Source organism: Bacillus salacetis, assembly GCF_003581585.1.
Lineage (GTDB): Bacteria > Bacillota > Bacilli > Bacillales > Bacillaceae_B > Rossellomorea > Rossellomorea salacetis.
On sequence record NZ_QXIR01000024.1, the window covers coordinates 12,851 to 32,533 of the forward strand.

General features: G+C 42.6%; 22 protein-coding genes. 19 read left to right on the forward strand and 3 right to left on the reverse strand.

Going from position 1 to position 19,683, the window contains the following annotated elements; all coding sequences use genetic code 11:
- Positions 1 to 129: 129 nt before the first annotated feature.
- The 7 genes from D3H55_RS15985 (at position 130) to splB (ending at position 5,126) form a co-directional block, all read left to right on the forward strand.
- Positions 130 to 1,137 carry an ABC transporter substrate-binding protein gene (locus D3H55_RS15985; RefSeq protein WP_119548327.1) on the forward strand — a complete coding sequence of 336 codons (1,008 nt, stop codon included), beginning with the start codon at positions 130 to 132 and terminating at the stop codon, positions 1,135 to 1,137.
- 18 nt (positions 1,138 to 1,155) lie between these two features.
- The gene (locus D3H55_RS15990; protein WP_119548328.1) at positions 1,156 to 1,446 is read left to right on the forward strand and encodes a thiamine-binding protein; all 291 of its coding nucleotides are present in this window, start codon (positions 1,156 to 1,158) and stop codon (positions 1,444 to 1,446) included.
- Positions 1,443 to 2,216 carry an ABC transporter permease gene (locus D3H55_RS15995; RefSeq protein WP_119548329.1) on the forward strand — a complete coding sequence of 258 codons (774 nt, stop codon included), beginning with the start codon at positions 1,443 to 1,445 and terminating at the stop codon, positions 2,214 to 2,216. Before D3H55_RS15990 ends, D3H55_RS15995 begins: the two co-directional genes overlap by 4 nt.
- Positions 2,209 to 2,949, forward strand: a complete 741-nt coding sequence (locus D3H55_RS16000; protein ID WP_168413131.1) for an ABC transporter ATP-binding protein — start codon at positions 2,209 to 2,211, stop codon at positions 2,947 to 2,949. The genes D3H55_RS15995 and D3H55_RS16000 overlap by 8 nt, the downstream gene beginning before the upstream one ends.
- Entirely contained in the window at positions 2,939 to 3,727 is a 789-nt protein-coding gene (locus tag D3H55_RS16005; RefSeq protein ID WP_119548331.1) for a TatD family hydrolase, read from the forward strand. Before D3H55_RS16000 ends, D3H55_RS16005 begins: the two co-directional genes overlap by 11 nt.
- Positions 3,728 to 3,840: 113 nt before the next feature.
- Positions 3,841 to 4,086: a transcriptional regulator SplA domain-containing protein gene (locus D3H55_RS16010; protein WP_119548332.1), complete on the forward strand. Its 246-nt coding sequence runs from the start codon at positions 3,841 to 3,843 to the stop codon at positions 4,084 to 4,086.
- A gap of 11 nt (positions 4,087 to 4,097) precedes the next feature.
- The gene (splB, locus tag D3H55_RS16015; protein WP_119548333.1) at positions 4,098 to 5,126 is read left to right on the forward strand and encodes a spore photoproduct lyase; all 1,029 of its coding nucleotides are present in this window, start codon (positions 4,098 to 4,100) and stop codon (positions 5,124 to 5,126) included.
- A gap of 61 nt (positions 5,127 to 5,187) precedes the next feature.
- Here splB and D3H55_RS16020 read toward each other — a convergent pair whose 3' ends face one another.
- The gene (locus D3H55_RS16020) at positions 5,188 to 5,619 is read right to left on the reverse strand and encodes a low molecular weight phosphatase family protein (protein WP_168413132.1); all 432 of its coding nucleotides are present in this window, start codon (positions 5,617 to 5,619) and stop codon (positions 5,188 to 5,190) included.
- 136 nt (positions 5,620 to 5,755) lie between these two features.
- Between D3H55_RS16020 and D3H55_RS16025 the strand changes: the two genes are divergently transcribed.
- Both D3H55_RS16025 and D3H55_RS25495 read left to right on the forward strand, forming a co-directional pair.
- Positions 5,756 to 6,163, forward strand: coding sequence for a hypothetical protein (locus D3H55_RS16025; RefSeq protein ID WP_136035724.1), 408 nt, complete (start codon positions 5,756 to 5,758; stop codon positions 6,161 to 6,163).
- A 30-nt stretch (positions 6,164 to 6,193) separates the two neighbouring features.
- The gene (locus tag D3H55_RS25495; protein ID WP_420808761.1) at positions 6,194 to 6,433 is read left to right on the forward strand and encodes a GNAT family N-acetyltransferase; all 240 of its coding nucleotides are present in this window, start codon (positions 6,194 to 6,196) and stop codon (positions 6,431 to 6,433) included.
- A gap of 41 nt (positions 6,434 to 6,474) precedes the next feature.
- On the opposite strand, the gene D3H55_RS16035 is transcribed toward D3H55_RS25495, so the two are convergent.
- Positions 6,475 to 7,584, reverse strand: coding sequence for a histidine kinase N-terminal domain-containing protein (locus D3H55_RS16035; protein WP_119548336.1), 1,110 nt, complete (start codon positions 7,582 to 7,584; stop codon positions 6,475 to 6,477).
- A gap of 552 nt (positions 7,585 to 8,136) precedes the next feature.
- Here D3H55_RS16035 and D3H55_RS16040 point away from each other — a divergent pair.
- Positions 8,137 to 8,604, forward strand: a complete 468-nt coding sequence (locus D3H55_RS16040; protein WP_119548337.1) for a helix-turn-helix transcriptional regulator — start codon at positions 8,137 to 8,139, stop codon at positions 8,602 to 8,604.
- A gap of 96 nt (positions 8,605 to 8,700) precedes the next feature.
- Here the strand turns inward: D3H55_RS16040 and D3H55_RS16045 are convergent, their stop codons facing one another.
- A complete protein-coding gene (locus D3H55_RS16045; protein WP_119548338.1) occupies positions 8,701 to 9,210 on the reverse strand; it encodes a universal stress protein in 510 nt (169 codons plus the stop codon).
- A 447-nt stretch (positions 9,211 to 9,657) separates the two neighbouring features.
- Here D3H55_RS16045 and D3H55_RS16050 point away from each other — a divergent pair, with 447 nt between their 5' ends.
- The 9 genes from D3H55_RS16050 to D3H55_RS16090 all read left to right on the forward strand — a co-directional run bounded on the left by D3H55_RS16050 (position 9,658) and on the right by D3H55_RS16090 (position 19,534).
- A complete protein-coding gene (locus tag D3H55_RS16050; RefSeq protein ID WP_119548339.1) occupies positions 9,658 to 10,524 on the forward strand; it encodes a P-loop NTPase family protein in 867 nt (288 codons plus the stop codon).
- Between the two features lie 132 nt (positions 10,525 to 10,656).
- Positions 10,657 to 11,925: an MFS transporter gene (locus D3H55_RS16055; protein WP_119548340.1), complete on the forward strand. Its 1,269-nt coding sequence runs from the start codon at positions 10,657 to 10,659 to the stop codon at positions 11,923 to 11,925.
- 391 nt (positions 11,926 to 12,316) lie between these two features.
- Entirely contained in the window at positions 12,317 to 12,853 is a 537-nt protein-coding gene (gene sigY, locus D3H55_RS16060) for an RNA polymerase sigma factor SigY (protein ID WP_119548341.1), read from the forward strand.
- Positions 12,834 to 13,166, forward strand: a complete 333-nt coding sequence (locus D3H55_RS16065) for a YxlC family protein (protein WP_119548342.1) — start codon at positions 12,834 to 12,836, stop codon at positions 13,164 to 13,166. The genes sigY and D3H55_RS16065 overlap by 20 nt, the downstream gene beginning before the upstream one ends.
- On the forward strand, positions 13,163 to 13,366 hold the full coding sequence (locus D3H55_RS16070) for a sigmaY antisigma factor component (protein WP_119548343.1): 204 nt from the start codon (positions 13,163 to 13,165) through the stop codon (positions 13,364 to 13,366). The genes D3H55_RS16065 and D3H55_RS16070 overlap by 4 nt, the downstream gene beginning before the upstream one ends.
- Before the next feature lie 1,008 nt (positions 13,367 to 14,374).
- Positions 14,375 to 16,132 carry an ABC transporter ATP-binding protein gene (locus D3H55_RS16075; RefSeq protein ID WP_119548344.1) on the forward strand — a complete coding sequence of 586 codons (1,758 nt, stop codon included), beginning with the start codon at positions 14,375 to 14,377 and terminating at the stop codon, positions 16,130 to 16,132.
- Positions 16,129 to 18,147, forward strand: a complete 2,019-nt coding sequence (locus D3H55_RS16080) for an ABC transporter ATP-binding protein (protein ID WP_119548345.1) — start codon at positions 16,129 to 16,131, stop codon at positions 18,145 to 18,147. Before D3H55_RS16075 ends, D3H55_RS16080 begins: the two co-directional genes overlap by 4 nt.
- 515 nt (positions 18,148 to 18,662) lie before the next feature.
- The gene (locus tag D3H55_RS16085) at positions 18,663 to 19,040 is read left to right on the forward strand and encodes a hypothetical protein (protein ID WP_119548346.1); all 378 of its coding nucleotides are present in this window, start codon (positions 18,663 to 18,665) and stop codon (positions 19,038 to 19,040) included.
- Positions 19,040 to 19,534 (forward strand): MltG/YceG/YrrL family protein, encoded by a 495-nt coding sequence (locus D3H55_RS16090; protein ID WP_240628607.1) that lies wholly within the window; start codon positions 19,040 to 19,042, stop codon positions 19,532 to 19,534. Before D3H55_RS16085 ends, D3H55_RS16090 begins: the two co-directional genes overlap by 1 nt.
- Positions 19,535 to 19,683 lie beyond the last annotated feature (149 nt).

Genomic DNA, 19,683 nt, shown 5'->3' on the forward strand with positions numbered 1-19,683 from the left:
TCTCCCGGACGGCTTATATCGACTGGCTGAGGACGGGTGTTTGTTCTGATGGCGGAGTACAGCAAGGCTCATATGAACAGGTTCTAATATATACTCGCAGACTAATTGACAATCAGGGAGGAACCTAGGATGAAAAAATCACTTTTAGCATTATTTTCTGCTGTATTAATTACCGGCTGCAGCGGACAGAACAACAATGCCGGCCAGGACGAAGATGGCAAGGGAAATGAAACAAAGGAATTGAAAGAGGTTTCAGTTGTATTGGATTGGACTCCTAATACCAATCATACTGGTTTATATGCAGCCAAAGAAAAAGGCTATTTTGAGGAAGAAGGCCTTGATGTGGAAATTATCATGCCGGGGGAAGCAGGAGCTGATTCCATCGTTGCTGCCGGCAGGGCCGAATTCGGAGTCGGCTATCAGGAAGGAGTCACACAGGCGAGGGTCCAGGACGTTCCACTCGTTTCCATCGCAGCTGTCATTCAACATAATACTTCCGGATTTGCTTCGCCGGCAGGCAAGGATATCGAGTCCCCAAAGGATTTTGAAGGTAAGACATACGGAGGATGGGGGTCGCCAGTTGAAGAAGCTGTCATGGCATCGATCATGAAACAGGAAAATGCCGATGTATCAAAAGTGGACTTCGTCAATATGGGTGACAGTGATTTCTTCACCGCTGTCCAAAGAGATATCGATTTTGCCTGGATCTATTATGGTTGGACAGGCATAGAGGCAGAACTTAGAGACCAGGATATCGATATGATTTACCTTACTGATTATTCGGAGAAACTTGATTACTACACTCCTGTCTTAACTACAAACGAAGACATGATTGCTGATAACCCTGAAACTGTAGAGGCATTTGTGGCCGCTGCCTCCAAAGGTTACAATTTCACCATTGATAATCCAGAAGAAGCGGCACAGATCCTGATTGATGCAGCCCCTGATCTGGATCCTGAGCTGGTCAAGAAAAGCCAGGAATGGCTGGCTTCCAAGTATACCGATGATGCACCGAGATGGGGAGAGCAGAAACTTGAAGTCTGGAAAAACTATGCAGACTGGATGTTTGAAAACGAACTCTTAGAAGACGAATTGAATGCCGAGGAAGCGTTCACCAACGAATTTTTACCAGAATAACAATAGGGGGGACTCAGTATGGATAACAGTTTAGTCAGTATTCAAATATTGCCAAAGACCAAAAACGGAGAGGATGTCATTCCCTACGTTGATGCTGCGATTTCAGTGATTCAGGAGTCAGGGGTGAAGTATGAAGTACACCCTTTGGAAACAACAATGGAGGGTAACTTATCGCATTTGATGAAAGTGATTGAAGATATGAATAAGAAAATGATTGAAATGGGAAGCAGGAACGTCATTTCCCAAGTGAAAATCCTGTATCAGCCGAGCGGAATTTCGATGGATCAATTAACGGAGAAATATAAATGAGGAGTAGATTCCTTGCAAGGGGATGGCGGCCTGCCGTGGTCATCATCCTTTTGTTCATTATATGGGAGGCAGCCGTAAAGGTGGCTGATATTCCAGCATGGCTGCTGCCGGCCCCTTCCCGTATCGCCGGTGAAGCAGCTGCCGTGTGGCCCGCCTTTCAAGGTCACTTGGCTTCTACTGTTTCATTGACGCTGCTTGGTTTCCTGATTGGCTGCAGTATCGGTCTGCTGGTGGCAGTGGGACTGCATCTTATCCCGGTCTTGAGGGAGTCCGTGTATCCGCTTTTGATTCTGTCCCAAAATATCCCCATTATCGTCCTGGCCCCGCTTTTAGTGGTATGGTTCGGTTTTGGCTTGATGCCTAAGATGATTGTGATTACGCTGGTTTGTTTTTTTCCTGTTGCTGTGGCCGCATTGGACGGATTCAGGCAGACGGGAGATGAACTTAAGCACTATATGCAGATGGCGGGGGCGAGCAAGATGCAAATTTTTAGGAAGCTGGAATGGCCGCATTCCCTTCCATCCATTTTTTCCGGTGTGAAAATATCGGCGACATATAGTGTTATGGGTGCAGTCATTTCCGAATGGCTTGGAGCAAAGCAGGGCATCGGGGTATTCATGACATTGGCTTCCTCTTCCTTCCGGACAGACAGGGTGTTTGTGGCGATTTTTGCAATTATGTTATTAAGCTTGATCTTTTTTGCCCTGATCATCGGGCTGGAGAAGTTCCTCATTAAGTGGAGGCCGAAAGGAGATGAGAACAGTGGATAAATTGAAAATAGAGAATCTGAGCAAGTCCTTTGAAGATCAGCTCATCCTGGATAATCTCACTCTTTCAGTCGGGGATGGGGAATTCTTATCGGTCCTTGGTCCTTCGGGGAGCGGAAAGAGTACGTTGTTTCATTTAATCGGCGGCCTCTATGCCCCTGAAAAGGGAAGCATCCGAATAGATGGTGAAGACATCACCGGTCAGAGAGGCTATATAAGCTACATGCCCCAAGCCCCGTCACTTCTGCCTTGGCGGTCCGTCGAAGACAATGTTCTCCTCGGCCAGGAAATATCGGGGAAAAAAGACAGGGCCGGAGCACGCAAGATGATACAACGGGCAGGTCTGGCCGGGTATGAAAAAGCCTTTCCCCACGAATTGTCAGGCGGAATGAAACAGAGGGTGGCGTTTATTCGGGCATTACTTAGTCCGCAGCCGATCATTTGCCTTGATGAACCTTTTTCGGCTTTGGATGAATTCACCCGGCTTGAGATGCAGAAATGGCTTTTGTCCATTTGGGAGGAAAATAAAAAGAGTATCATTTTTGTTACACATAATATTGAAGAGGCTTTATTTCTCTCAGATAGATTGATTGTATTATCTCAAAGGCCGGCTGAAATCAAAAGTGAGTTCAAAGTTCCGTTTTCAAGGCCAAGGGATGAACAATTGGTTCTCAGCGAGGAATTCCTTCAATGTAAAAAAACGATCTATCAGGAGCTTGCTGACCATGAAAAATAGGGAAGAACGGCCCGTCATTGATTCTCATATCCATTTTGATCTTTATCCTCCTGATGAACAAGTGCAAATCCTGGCGGATCTCCAATACTATGAGGTCCAAGCATTGATATCGGTGTCCTTCCATTTAGAATCCTGTTTCAAAAATCTGCGGCTGTCCCAAATGGATGGCAGGATCAGGCCGGCATACGGATACCATCCTGAACAGCCTCTTCCTGCCGATGAAGAAATTAACGGAATCCTGTCATTCCTGAAAGAACACAGGCAGTCCATGGCAGCTGTGGGAGAGGTAGGATTGCCTTATTATTTGAAACAGGGAAATCCTGATATGGATCTTGCTCCTTATCAAGAGTTGCTGCATCTGTTTGTGCAGGAAGCAAAATCACTGGATAAGCCGATCATTCTTCATGCAATATATGAAGATGCTGATACAGCCATTTCAATATTAGAGCGGACTTCTGTTCATAAGGCGCATTTTCATTGGTTCAAGGGTTCCACTAAAACCTTGAAAAGGATGAAGGACAACGGCTATTTTATTTCCTTTACCCCTGACCTTTTATATGATGAAGAAATTATGAAAGCGGCAGTGGAATATCCTCTTGAAAAGATCCTTGTCGAAACAGATGGTCCATGGAAGTTTCAAGGTCCTTTTGAAGGGAAAATCACCCATCCTTCAATGATACACCAGACAATGAAAAAGCTGGCGGAACTCAAGAAGGAACCTCTGGAGGACGTATATGAAATCATCCTTTATAATACGAAAACCCTATACAACATCTAATCCTTTTCCTGACAGGAAAGGGTTTTTTTGAATTCACCAAAAAAACCCACCTATAATAATTCCTCTCTTTAGGAAAAATGATTACATACTGTCTTTAGGAAAGGGTGTAAAAAATGGAACTGAATAATGAATTGACTCCATACAGCGCCGGGGATGTTGTGTATGTGATTTACCGCAATCCCCATACGCAGAGTGTAGCGAATGTCCAGGAAGCTGCAGTAGTACACAACCCGGAGGATCCCTCACAGCTTGCCTTATTTTTATATGAAACCTACTATCCCTTGAATGACGAAATAGCTGTATACCAGACAGCCGATCAGGCTGAACAGGCATACATGAGTTATTTTGGCGGAATATAGGCGGTGGAAGAATGATCAAACCATTTGTCCCTCAACTAGTCTACATTGAACCGGGAGCACTTGAATATCCGCTTGGGAAACAATTGAAAGAAAAGTTCGAGAAGATGGATATTGAAATCCGGGAGACGACCTCCCATAATCAAGTACGCAACCTTCCCGGGGATAATCATTTTCAGAAATACCGCGTCGCCAAATCCACATTGGTCGTAGGTGTAAGAAAAACACTTAAGTTTGATACTTCCAAGCCGTCTGCTGAGTATGCAATCCCATTTGCAACAGGGTGCATGGGCCACTGCCATTACTGTTATCTTCAGACGACGATGGGGAGCAAGCCCTACATAAGGACCTATGTGAATGTCGATGAGATCCTTGATGCGGCGGATAACTACATGAAGGAAAGGGCTCCTGAATTCACAAGATTCGAGGCCGCCTGTACCTCGGATATAGTAGGTGTGGATCATCTGACCCATACATTGAAAAGGGCAATTGAGCATTTTGGTGAATCTGAGTACGGAAAGCTTCGATTTGTCACGAAGTTTCACCATGTGGATCACCTTCTTGATGCAAAGCACAATGGAAAGACGCGTTTCCGCTTTAGTGTAAATGCGGATTATGTCATTAAGAATTTTGAGCCAGGGACGTCTCCATTGGAGAAAAGGATTGAAGCTGCTGGAAAAGTAGCGAGGGCAGGGTATCCACTTGGCTTCATTGTTGCTCCGATTTACTTGCACGAAGGCTGGGAAGAAGGGTATTATCACATGTTTGAGCGGTTGGATGCTGAACTCCCTGATTATGCAAAGAAGGATTTGACGTTTGAATTCATTCAGCACCGCTTTACCAAGCCGGCGAAACGTGTAATAGAAAAAAATTACCCGATGACGAAGCTGGAACTGGATGAGAACCAAAGAAGATATAAATGGGGGAAATACGGGATCGGGAAATATATTTATCAAAAAGATGAAGAGCAGGGGATCAAAGACCATTTATATCAGTACATGGAAAAATTCTTCCCAAATGCAAAACTGGAATACTTCACTTAAGAATAAAGCAGATAAACAGCAAAAAAAACCACCTGAGTCATTACACTGACCAGGTGGTTATTTATGTGATCGTATCTAATACGTCCTGCAGACTTTTTACTTTTATAGCGAGCGAATCACACAATTCCTGATAGATGACCCATTGTTCAATAGGCGTCTTCGCTCTCTTTTCGGGATTGGGCAGATTCCAATGAACGACTTTTTTCTGGCAATGATGAGGAATCTCGAATTCCAGGTCTTCTTCAAAATCATGGATGGCAATAATAACAGAAGCATTGTCAAGTTTATGAAACTCTGCTTTTTTCTTTTTCTTCTTTGAAATATCGATGCAAAGTTCTTTCATGGCTTCCACACTGAAGATGTTGGTTCTGGCATCAACCCATCCGCCGCTGTCGAACTTCCATCCGGAGATTCCGGTTTTCTGTGCCCAACCTTCTGCCATTAGGCTTCTTTGATGACTTGGTGACAAGAAATATAACTCGTTTTGTGTCATTCTCATGAAGTCCTTTCTTATTAAGTTGGTTATTATTCATTACCCCGCTTCGGACCTTAATACTCATAAAATTTAATAAATATAGTTGCTGTGTGCTACTATTGGGACATAGAAAAAAATGGATGGAGCGATAGTGGTGAGCTGGAAATTACTAGAGGGAAAAAACTATAGTACTTTAGAATGGGATGCCATTGATCAACATGCAGGAGAGAAGGACATGGAGGCATTAAGAGAAATCTATCTTGGCATCCCCTCATCTCATAAGGTAACCGTTGTCATGCCAGCAGGGTACGGCCATTCAGGATCTGTGGAAGAGCTGGGGTTAACCAAGATAAAAGAGAGGGATGTCTTCCAAAAGGATATAAGAGGAATAACAGCATTTCCTGATAATTCCCTTGATATTATTGCTGAGCCTTCTATTGAAGAGGGATTGGAATGCATGAGCCGGGTGCTTGGCGGGTTGAACGAAGCAAAAAGACTCCGCGAATCACTGATGTCAGAGGTTGATGTAAATAAGTTCCGTATTTATCTGGTGAGAGAATAAAGGAAGGATGCAGGCTTCTTTATCCCTCACATCGAGGCATATACAGCCTCGGAAGGGAGGATTTTTTATATAGGCCTTTCACCTTCATTCAGAGGACAGGGTCTGGCAGCAGCGGTCCATCAGTATGCTGCAGCTTCGCTGAGACTTGAGCTTAATGCGGATATTTATATTGGAGTCACCGACAAGGACAACTTGCCGATGAAAAGGGTTTTTGTGAAAAACGGCTGCAGGAAGGTCCAGACGTTGGAGATATACTCCTCCAATAAATGAAAGTTTTCTGCTGGCTGCTTCCCATGAGCGCAGACCTACTATTATTCATGTAAGGTAATGACAAATGAGGTGTACTCATCAGTTGAAAGACATACTAACTTTCCATCATGTTTTTCCACAATTTCTTTACAGATAAAGAGTCCAAGGCCAGTGCCATGCTTCTTCGAAGTGACGAAAGGTTCAAAGATACTGTTCAGAATGTCATCAGGGATTTTTTCCCCATTGTTGCTGATGCTCAAGGTGAAGACGTCTTCCTGCAGTGTTGATTCAATCCAGATTCTTGGTTTGTCTGAACTCATACTGAGAACATCTATTGCATTGAAAATGATATTGATGATGACCTGACGGAACTCTTCTTTCCATCCTTGTATTTCCACATCCTTATCAAGCTGCTTATCAATCGTCACATTGACTTCCAGAATTCTTGGATACAAGAAAGTCAGTGCTTCCTCAATCAATTCATTCATGGAAAAAACGGTCTTCTCCATACTTACAGCTGATTTCTTGGATAAAAGCAGAAACTGTGAAATCCTGAAATTCAGCTGATCAAGTTCTGAAGAAATGATATCCAAATAGGATAAATCAGGGTTTTCCGCTTTTAAAAGCTGAATGAATCCATTAATTGATGTCAGAGGATTCCTGAATTCGTGGACAAAACTTGAGGTCATTTTACCAAGAAGGGAGAGTCTGTCTTCGTGATGTGAGTCAATATACTCTTCTTTTTCCTTGATGATTTGATCTTTCATGTGGGTGTAATGTAAAACTGTATAGTATGTAAATTTATCAAAGAAATAATTGATTTGATTGACGAAGAGCTGGAGTTCACCCCATTCACATTCCAGTCCATCCAGGTGCTTGAGGGCTTCTGAGCGGCCAAGGTTTAAATTATATACAAATTCACCTATATTGGTTTCCGATTCAAACCGCTGTTTGGCAACGCGGTATGCTTCAGTTTGGATAAAGTGATCGAGCTCGGGACTGGAAAAATGCAGACCCTGGATGAACATGTCAAATACTTGGTTTCCATTCTCGATAATGAGATTTCTTGAGAATTTTAAGTCAGCAGGCGATAGTTGATTGATCCAGCCTTTTATGATCTCTTCCTTATTGCTGTTGAAGAAATTAATAACTTTTTGCTTGACAGTAGACATCGTTTCACCTCTAATAACTATATTTATTTTTAGCAGGGGCTTGACATCTTATCTTTGAAGAAGGGTTTTACAAAGGCTCTTTTCGTAATCTTTGTTGCTATTCACTATAAATTTCAAATGAATTCCCGGTAAATTTCTGTAAAAAAAACAGGTGAGCAGGAAAGATAAGAGCGGCTATTCTTTTTCGATAGTAAAACCTTTGAATACAAGGGAAAAATTCTGCACCTTGGATTTTTCCGAAAGTAACAATATATGCGAAAACAGCCTTTACAAATACCTCTACTCTTAATATATCTTTAATAAAGGACTTTTTATAGGGGGAATTGGAAAAAACACCAAATTAAGTTGGAAATTAACTATAAAATACTAGAGCCCTTGGTAGATAAACCAGATTAACATATTAGTAAAAGGGCTATTAGTAAAGATATAGCCAAGATTAGTTCTTGCGTGAAATCACGTTTCTACTTTTTATTATATGAATAAAGTAAAATTGACGAAAAAATTAAACTAGGTGTAAAATTACACTATTAACATAAACGGAAGGTGTGTGCCATGACCAAAGAGGAAATGATTCTGCTGGTGTCAGAGAAACTAAAGGTGACCCGCGCAGAAGCTGGCTATACTCAAGACAGAATGGCATCAGTCATTGGGGTTTCAAAAAAGACACTAGTACAAATTGAAAAAGGCCGCATGGAGGCAGGATGGACAACCGTAGTGGCAGTATGCGCACTTTTTCGAAGCAGTGAAACACTGATGAACTCATTCGGAGGTGATCCTCTTGAAGTAATTGAAGTTGTTGCCAGAGAAGATATCGATTACCGTAAAGAGAAAACCCTCGGCGGCAAGGTATGGTGGAAGGAAGTCAACAAGGATGGGGGATATATCCTGCAGCAAAATATAATCAGCCACCATTTCCGCATCCTTGATGAAGACTATTACCGCATTTACAGCACTTTTGATGAAAAACATGCGAAGAAACGCATGAATGAATTGCTTGCTCAACAGGATATGGGACGATAAAGAGGCTGCCATAGGGATGAACAGCCGCTGTTAAAGCATTCAGCTTTGCCTGCCGGTGGTTTTTATCCTTAAGTGACAGCCTCTTTGCATGTATGTTTATTTAACGATCAATATACTGCTTGAACAATTGTGGGAGATCTTTTCACTGACGCTTCCCAGGAACCATTTCTTGATGCCTGTTTTGCTGCTGTTGCCGGCGACAATTATGTCGATATCATTATCACTGGCATAGCTGCAAATACTGTCAGCTTCAGATCCTGACAGCAATTCATAGTTTGCATGAATGCCTCTTGATTCAAGGTCCTCCCGGACGGACTGGAATTGGTCTGAGTTTGTACCCTTCCTGATTGGATGGCGTTCCTCGATTTTATTATCGTAACTGTGAGGAAGGTTCTGTGCCTCGAGTGAGCTTAATCCGGTATTCGTTACATCAAGTGAACGTGTGAACTGCTCCTGTCCATGCTCGTCAGTATACTCGCTGTCTTTGGTTACATGTACGACCGTTAACCGTGCCTCCCGGTTATGGGCAAGTAATTCCACGGTTTTTTCAAGGGCCTTTTTGCTTCCATCACTGTTATCATAAGCCAGTAAGATATTATTGAACATTTAATTCACCTCTGAATTTTTTTGTATTTGATAGTGACTGCGATATCTGATTTCTAAGTTGAAGGGATTGGTTTTAAAAAAGGAATGACGGGCAGTGCAATGCTGTCCATCATTCCTTGTGGAGATTAGATTATTGCGAGAATCGCTCCGATTACAACGATAGCCCCGATGATCATTAGAATTGTACGAATCATGAAAACTCACCTCTGCTTTAGTTTAATAAAATCATAATTTCAATATTTTAATTAGGTATTTAATAAAGTAGTACCCCGTCAAAAAATTCTCTAAACATTGTAAATCCCTGTAAAATCAACATCCTTTAGCCCTTTAAAGCGGTCGGGGACTGTCCCCGACCGCTTTAAAGGGCTAAAGTTCCTCATGGAAAGAGGAGGATTAATACAAATTCAGGCGAATATTCTTTAGGGTGTGCGTGAAGGAGGAATATGTATGAAATTGATTTTGGTTGAAGGGATTCCCGGGTCCGGGAAAACCTCTGCATGCGAGTCTATATTGAGAAAGCTGAAAAGTAAGGACTTGGATTCCAGGATATTTATGGAGGGAGACCCTGATCATCCTGCTGACTACGAATCTACAGCATTCATTCACAGCGGAAAACTGCAAGTCCTGGAGAAGGATTTTCCAGAATTGAATGACCTAAGATATCCAGAGCGATATAACGGCACTGTGGAAGGTGTGCTGATTCCATATGGAAAACTGCTTCAAGAAGGGAAGATCACCGAAAGCTGTGCTGCTGAACTCTCAAAATATGATGTTTATGAAATGCCTGTAGGATTATATAAAGAACTGATAGTAACCAAATTGAAAGCATTCGTGAAGGAGTCGGAATCTTCAGAGACAATCGTCATCACGGACTGCTGCTTTCTTCAGAACCCCCTGACAATGCTGATGGCAAAATATAATGAGCCGACTGAATCCATTATCGAGTTTGTTAAGAGCATTGAAGAAATCCTCCTGCAAATGGATCCGGTGTTGATCTACCTTGCTACCTTATCTGTCAGGGAAACCATTGAAGATGTAAGAAAAGCACGCCCTGCAGAATGGTTTCAGCACGTGGCCAGTTACTATACAGAACAGGAATATGGTAAATATCATGAGTTGCCGCAAGGACTGGAAGGAGTGATCCATCTACTTGAGGAACGGATGAAAATTGAAAAACATATCATCTCGCTCCTCGCTATGCCCTCACATATAATCCAGGTTTCAGCCGGGAACAGGGACAGGGCAGGAAAAACATTGGCTGAAATCATTGAAATAACGTTCAGAGGTAAAGGTGCGAAGCAGGAGGTGGATTGACAGAGGGACAAGACGGTCCTAAAGACAATCCGCCTTCAGACGGAGGCAGAAACCATCACAAGACTCTGACCATAATCCCGCCATTTTCTTACAATTAGGATAGATTAAATAATTGGATGGGAGTAATAAACAATGAAAAAATTCAAGGAGATTTTCCGGAATCCCACATTCACAAAATTGTTCTTTGCTAATTTCACCTCTCATTTGGGGAGTGTCATCGGACTTACTGCTTTCATGTTCTACCTGTTGGATCGTTTTTCAGAGCAGCCGGTTTATGCAACAATAACGGAAATGATGTACTCTATTCCAACATTAGCCGTATTCTTCCTTGTCGGGGTGCTGGCCGACCGGATGGACAGGAAGAATATTGCTTATTACTGTGACACCATCAGTGCATTTTTGTCAGTTATTCTCTTGGGAGCCATTGTCCTTGGCTGGATGCCTTTCATCTTCTTTGTCCTATTCTTGAGAAGTGCGGTACAGAAATTCTTTTTTCCTGCAGAACAAGGGATATTGCAGGGAGTTTTAGATAAAGAAGATTATTCCACAGCTGCAGGGTTGAACCAAATGGTAATGAGCTTGTTTATGCTCTTTGGAAACGGACTTGCGATCCTTATTTACTGGCTTGCAGGTATTTATGGAGCAGTCCTTGTCGATACAATCACATTTATCATCAGCGCGGTTTTGATCAAAAAGTGTCATGTGCCCGTTGAAGCAAGACTGCCGAATGGTCCGCATAAATTAAAAGATCTGAGCTTTTCTTTCATCATGAAGGACTTCAAACTGGGAATGCTGTACATTTTTAAACATAAGCTGTTGATGAGCCTTATTGGCGGATTCTTTGTCTTCGGTGTGGTAAACGGAGGATTTTCGGTCATGCCGATCTTTATTTTAAAATACAAACTGGCCCCTCAAACATATGAGGAATACTCCATCCTTCTGGGTGTAGCATTCGGTGCTGGGGTTCTCATAGGCAGTGTCATAGCATCAATGCTTACCCAGAAATTCAAGTTCCATCAGTTGATTGTAGCAGGGTTGATGATATCAGGAAGTTTCATTATATTATCTTCCTTTGCAACAACAACCTGGATGTTCCTGGGAGTGATTTTCTTTGCGGCACTGGGGCTTCCGCTGGTTAATATAGCCATCGGCGGTTGGATGCCTAGTATCATAGAACCGAAAATGATGGGGCGTGTCCAAGGCTGGATCAGCCCGCTCATGATGTTGTCTCAATCTTTAACATTGGGATTCATCGCGTTAAGCTTTCCGGCTATTCTCAGCATTGAAATGCTTTATTGGATTGTAGGAGGATGTCTGCTGTTTGTAGGGATTTTCTACACGTTCATCCTGCCGAAGTTCATGAAAGATACTGAGGGAATCGAGGCGGCTGCAGTTTCCTGATAGAAAGAGGATTTCTTTTGCGGAAGTCCTCTTTTTAATTGGCTCTTTTCGTAAACTTTGTTGCTATTCAATATAAATTTCAACTAATATCCTGGTATATCGTCGTAAATACCCCGGTGAGCAGAAAAGAGCTGCTCGTTCTTTTTCAAGAGTAAAACCTTTGAATACAGGGGGAAAATCCGGCACCTGGGATTTTTCCGAAAGCAACAATATATGCGAAAACAGCCTTTTAGTTTCATACATCGAACTTCAGCGAGGCAGGATACTAAGGAAGAAGCCGTGGTTGGCTAAGCTGATGATAATTTCTTACATAAAGAATGAACGAAATGGCTGTTAAATCGTCATATAGTTGAATCGGCTAAAGGTTGACCAAAAAGTGAGGAATTTAGCAATGGAAGAAAAAGAGTTGATAAATAAAGCAAAAAAAGGAGATCACAAAGCTTTTGCGGTTCTCTTTAAAGAGAATTATCCATTCCTTGTAAAATACCTGATCAAAGTTACAATGAATCAGGATTTGGCGGAAGAACTCGCTCAGGACACCATGGCGAGATGTGTGGAAAAGATTCATCTATATAACGGAAAATCAAAATTTTCTTCTTGGCTCATCACGATTGCAACAAACCGCTTGATCGATCTGAAAAGGAAGCGGAAGAGAGAACGGGACTGGCAGCAGGAAGAAGTCAACCTGCGAAAAATGAAGTGGGAAATGCAGTCGAGGAATGAGGAATGGAATGACCTTTTGGAAGCATTGTCCAAGCTTAAGGAAGAGGTAAGGCTGCCGATCGTATTGAAACACTATTACGGATTCTCCCATGAGGAGATAGCAGCAATGGCAAGCCTCCCGGAGGGGACAGTGAAATCACGCATACATCATGGAATAAAAACATTGAGAAAGGAGTTGAAAATCGATGAAACAAGAAAAGCATGAACCGCAAACTGAGTGGGAGGACCTTCACACCCTTTTCGATAAAAGCTTTGAAACCATAGATAAGGATATAGAAGAACAAACCCCTTCACTTGAATGGTTTGAACAATTCACAATGAACCAGCAAGAGGCATTAAAACAGAAATATCGAAAAGAACTCGCTGTTTTTTTGATTATTGCAGTCCTTGTTATCAGTGCTATTCTTTTTGCGTTGAACCAGAGCATCCTAATATTTGCTGTAATTCAGATCACTGCATTTGCCGCAGCTGTTGGGTATGGGGGAGTTTCCTATTTGAAGCGGGTGAGAAGAACATGACCGAAGATGAAATTTTGATGCTTCTCCTATTAGCACCTATACTGCTGACGCAAAGTCTGTTCTTGTTTACAGATGCCAGAAAACGTGGCCACAAGTATTGGTTCTGGGGAATCTGGGGGTTGATCCAAAGTCCGTTACCGATCATTTTCTACTTTATATTTGCCAGAAAAATCTTTAGAAAGAAGGAGGAACCAAGATGAGGATTGTAACAACGGGGACAGTACCAGAAAAAAATCAGGAGTTGAAAGATTTGTCAGGGGAAGTACGGTCCAGGCGAAGCATATCGGCAAGGATATCATCTAGGGGTTAAACAAATGCAGATGGGAAAATCATTGGCTGATGTAACAGGCAGCAGGCCATCGACCGGATGTGTAGGGGTGCTGAACAAAAAGGAGTGATGCGGTTGTGAAAGTTCGCTTTGAAACATCGGAAGTGATGCTGATGCTTCTGAAATAATTGCATATGGTGCTGCTGTAGTAGAGGCATAACAGGAAATTTATTGAATATATATAATAGCCCAGCCAAAATGACAGTTGAAAGAATACCATGAATAATCGGAAAATGACATTGACACTGTCTGCTCCCCATGGTAATGTTATTTTGAATTAAAAAGTTAATGAAAAAGGAGGGTTTCGTGATGAAGGAAATTGTTAAAGCCATTAGAATTCGTTATTCAACTTTAAAACAATATAATCACGTAACCTGTCTGGAGCTGCATCCAGCCTTTTAATGCCCTTTTTATCACTAAATGTGATACCTAAGGCACCGGTTACGTATGTAATCGGTGCCTTTTTATGTCCAAAGACATAACTGCCTGGCGCGGTGTGTCTTTTTTTTTTAGGCTCGTTTCGTAAACTTTGTTGCTATTCAAAATAAATTTCAAATAATATCCTGGTAGATCGCCGTAAAACCCCGGTGAGCAGGAAAGAAAAGAGCTGCTCGTTCTTTTTCGAGAGTTAAACCTTTGTATACAGGGGAAAAATGCGGTACTTGGGATTTTTCGGAAAGCAACATTACATGCGAAAAAAGCCTTTTTTATTTCTATATATGGAATAATATTTCAAGGTGTTAACAGGAATAACCTGTTCACATATACCAATATTTCAAGGAGGAATGAAAAATGCAGAAAGTGAGAGTTGAAATGCTTATGCCTATTGTGGAGAAAGAAGGCGGATAGCAAGCGGATAGTAAAGAAGGAGTGATGAATGATGTTTAGCGTTTTAGCGAAATTAAGCTGGTTTTTTAAAGAAAATTGGAAGAGGTATGTCGTTGCCATCGGCCTGTTGACATTTGTCGGCATCCTTGATGTCCTGCCGCCGAAACTGGTCGGCATGGCTATCGATGATATACAAATCGGCAGGATGACAATGAATAATTTAAGTCAATATATCATTTGGCTTTTGGTCATACTGGCTGTTTCATATGGACTGACATATATTTGGATGTACCAGCTGTTTGGCGGAGCCTTCCTTGTGGAAAGAAAACTTCGCTCAAGATTTATGGGGCATTTGCTGAAAATGACTCCCACATTTTTTGAAAAGAATAGAACAGGGGACTTGATGGCAAGGGCGACGAATGATTTGAAAGCCATCTCTGTTACGGCAGGATTCGGAATCCTCACATTGATCGATTCCAGTGTCTTTATGCTGACCATCCTCTTTACAATGGCCTTTTTCGTGAGTTGGAAATTGACTCTTGCTGCTGTATTGCCTTTGCCTTTCATGGCTTGGCTGATGAAGATATATGGAGCCAGAATTCACAAACGGTTCATGGAAGCTCAGGATGCTTTTGGTGATTTAAATGATAAGGTGCTTGAATCAATTGCTGGTGTCCGTGTAATCAGGGCGTATGTCCAGGAAAGAGCAGATGAGGGGAAGTTCTCAAGGATGACAGAGGATGTCTACAACAAGAACATCGAAGTGGCCAAGATCGATTCTCTATTTGAACCGACCATCAAGGTGCTTGTTGGGCTGAGTTACTTGATTGGACTAGGATACGGAGCCTATCTTGTGTTTCATCAAAGAATCACTCTCGGTGAGCTTGTCTCCTTCAATGTATACCTGGGAATGTTAATTTGGCCCATGTTCGCCATAGGAGAGCTTATCAATGTGATGCAAAGAGGAAATGCATCTCTCGACCGGGTGCAGGAAACATTGGATTATAAAGAAGATGTCCCTAATCCGCTCAATCCTGAGTTCGTCCGGAGCCCTGACACCATCCGTTTCGATGATGTGACCTTCAGATACCCTTCCTCAAAAGTGGAAAATCTGAGCCGTATCAATTTGAAGCTGCAAAAAGGAGAAACACTGGGGATTGTCGGAAAAACCGGCAGCGGAAAAACGACAATGATCAAACAGCTTCTCAGGGAATACCCTCTTGGGGAAGGAACACTATCTGTAAATGATATCCCCATTGAAGCTCAGAACCTTCAGGAGGTGCGGGGATGGATCGGTTATGTTCCTCAGGACCACGTGTTATTCTCAAGAACTGTCAGGGAGAACATCCTTTTTGGAAAGCCTGATGCTGATGAAGCAGATTTACAGAAATCGATTGACTTGGCCGATTTTCAAAAGGATTTGGAAATGCTGCCTGACGGACTCTCAACCCTGGTTGGTGAAAAGGGGGTTGCCTTGTCGGGAGGACAGAAGCAGCGTATTTCCATCGCCCGTGCATTGATTAAGAATCCTGACGTTCTCATCCTTGATGACTCCTTGTCAGCTGTAGATGCAAAAACGGAAGCGAAAATCATAGAAAATATCCGCAGGGAGAGAAGCGGGAAAACAACCATCATTACAACCCACCGGTTATCGGCTGTAGAGCATGCAGACTGGATTATCGTCATCGATAATGGTGCAGTTACCGAAGAAGGGGTACATGAATCTTTATTGAAAAATGAGGGCTGGTACAGGAAACAGTATGACCGCCAGCAGATTGAGGAATCCTCGCTTGAGGAGGTAAATATATGACTGTAGGAAAACGATTATTGAATTACGCACTCTTGTACAAAAAGACCATCGTGGCAGCCCTGCTGATGCTCACCGTATCAGTGGCAGCCGATTTGGCAGGACCGTTCATTGCCAAGAAGATGATTGATGATCATATTCTGGGTATAGAAGCCGCCTGGTATCAAACTGCTGAAGGGAAAGATGCTGTCCAATACAAAGGGGACTGGTATAAGAGGGAAAAGTACTTCTCTGAAGGAGAGGCAAAAGGCGAAGAGGCTCGTATCCTTTCAATAGGCAGGGAATTTTATTTTATTGATGAACCTGTCAAGGAAACGGGTGAACGCAGAATTGATAATGGACAAATGGTCATCACGAACGGAGACGCAGTTTCATCTTATGAAGCTGAAAAGATTTCGGCTTCGGAATTGATCAGCTTTTACAATCCTGAAATCCCGCGCATCATTAGACTGCTTGCCCTGTACTTCGGCTTGCTGGTTGCCGCCTCGTTCTTTCAGTACGGCCAGGGGTTCTATTTAAAGAAAGCCGCAAACCGTGTCATCCAAAAAATGCGGTCTGATGTATTTGGGCAAATCCAAAGGCTCCCTATCAGATACTTTGATAACCTGCCTGCAGGAAAAGTGGTGGCGAGGATCACTAATGATACAGAGGCTATAAGGGAGCTTTATGTAACGGTGCTGTCCACCTTCTTTACAAGTGCGATTTATATCACAGGAATTTATATTGCGTTATTCATCCTTGATGTGAAGTTGGCCGCCATCTGTCTTTTGCTTGTTCCGATCATTGCGATTTGGACGGTATTATATAGAAGATATGCATCCAAGTACAACCATGTCATCCGAACCAAAGTCAGCGACATCAATGCCATGATCAATGAATCCATTCAAGGGATGAATATCATACAGGCATTCCGCCGTGAGCAGAAATCACAGGATGAATTTGAAGAACTCAACGAAACACACTTTAGATATCAAAACAAAATGCTCAGTTTGAATTCTCTGACGTCCCATAACCTTGTCGGTGTTCTGAGGAATATAACCTTTGTGGCATTCATCTGGTACTTTGGCGGAAGTGCAGTTGGTACTGATGCAGTGGTTTCACTGGGGGTCCTATATGCATTCGTCGATTATATCAATCGCCTTTTCCAGCCGGTGACCGGGATTGTCAACCAGCTTGCAAACCTGGAACAGGCACTTGTAGCAGGAGAGAGGGTCTTTGAACTGCTGGACGAAGAAGGTACTTCTGTAGAAGATGAAAGGATGCAGCGTTATAAAGGCGACGTTTCTTTCAACAATGTCTTCTTTGGTTATAAGGAAAATGAGTGTGTGCTGAAGGATATCTCCTTCTCAGCCAAACAGGGAGAAACTGTTGCATTGGTGGGCCATACAGGTTCCGGGAAAAGCTCGATCATGAATCTGCTCTTTCGCTTCTATGATTGCAAGGAGGGGGAAATCCTTATAGATGGAAAGAACATCAAGGACATCCCTTATCAAACGATCCGGGAACATATGGGTATCGTCCTTCAGGATCCATATTTGTTTACTGGGACGATCGCTTCGAATGTCAGCCTCGATGACCCCAGGATTCCACGGGGAAAGGTCGAGGCAGCATTGAATGCTGTAGGAGCCAGGAAGGTGTTCCATAACCTTGAAAATGGATATGATGAGCCGGTTATAGAAAAGGGAAGTACATTATCATCCGGTCAGCGGCAGTTGATTTCATTTGCGAGAGCATTGGCTTTCGATCCCGCAATCCTAATTCTTGATGAAGCGACATCCAGCATTGATACGGAAACCGAAGCTATGATCCAGGAAGCGATGGAGGTCTTGAAAAAGGGCAGGACTACATTCATCATCGCACACCGTCTGTCGACCATTAAAAACGCCGACCAGATCATTGTGCTTGATAAAGGGAAGATCGCTGAACAGGGCTCGCACGATGAACTTATGGAGCAGAAAGGCCGTTACTATCAAATGTATGAATTGCAGCAGGGCAAGCAGATTGGGCAGGCCGGGTAAAGTGTCTGTACTTTGAACAGCAATCATACTTGAGGGTGCAGAAAGCGGGATTCGTTTTAAAAAAGTGTAATAGATACAGGATTTTTCCGGAGTGAAGGAGTTATGTATGAAAAGAAGCTTCATTTATACCTGAAGCAGTGATACCCCAAAATCATGCATAAATCAATCACTTCAGCATAATAGAGATGATTTCCCTGTCAAAAGAGAGTGTGTCCAAGGGGCATGCTCTCTTTTTTCGTGCTTTAGGGATGTGCCGTTATAGCATTACGTGCAGGGAGCGGCCAGAAATGCATCTGGTAAACAGCGCCAAAAATACACGAAAGGAGTTCTTGAAAAATAGCGGGGTTCAACCATTTTCTCCAAAATAATTAGCCCCTATGTAGCACCGTGATTTCGGTATCCTGTCATAAAAACGGGACAAAAGGGGTATTTTGTCGATTTTGAACCCATTCCGGTTGGTATCAAGGTATAATCTATTTTGTACTATAGAATGTAAAGTAAGGGAGGACACCATGATGGGATGGGTATTAGCCATTTTGTTTGGTTCAGCCGCAGTGCTGCTCATTTTATCGTTTATTAAAACGACGCAATCCAAATCACAACTTGAACAGCAAATTGAACACTCTTCAATTTCATTGATGAATGAAGTTCACGAACTGCAAAAACAAATCCGGAATATTGAATTGGATGCTGAAATCACAGCGAAACAGTCAGGCTCCATGGAACAGAATTCGCAGGAACGACTGATGCTCCGGGAGGTCCTTGATATGCATAAACGGGGATACTCTGCAGACAGCATTGCTTCCAAAACCGGCCATATGGCACATGAAATAGAAAAAATGCTTGCTCCATATAAGGCGAAGAAGATGGAAAGGAGCATGGCGGTACAATGATGAAGAATTCATTGCGCAGTTTTGCCTCCGGTCTGCTGATTGCAACAACTTTGATAGGGGCTGTCTATTTATTCGGTCCATCAAAAGCTGAAAGCTCGGATCATCGGGAGAAGAAACCTGACACAAAACAAATTAGTGAAAAAGAAATGATTGACCAGCTTGCTTCAAAGGGTTATGTCATACATACTGAAGATGAATGGAACAAGAAAACAGCCGCTGCTGCTGATAAAGAAAAAGCCGACGAAGAATCCGAACAGAAACAAGAAGGAACGAGCGGTGAAAAAATCGTATACAGAGCCATCCTGTCTGTTTCAGATGGGATGACAAGTATCGATGTGGGGAATGCCTTGGAGAATGCAAAAATCCTGGAAAATGGTATTGACTTTTATAAAGAGGTTGAAAAGCGCGGTCTGGAGAATGACTTAAGACCCGGCACCTTTGAAATCGAAAGCGGAATGTCGATGGACAAAATCATTTCCATCATTTTTGAATAAGGCTCTTTTCGTAAACTTTGTTGCTACTCGATATAAATTTCAAATAACAATAAATACAGCCTTGAATAAAAAGCTAAAGCTCCTTTGGATCAGCAAAGGAGCTTTTTGTATTTCGCTCTTCCCGCAAACTTGGCTGTTATTAATAGATC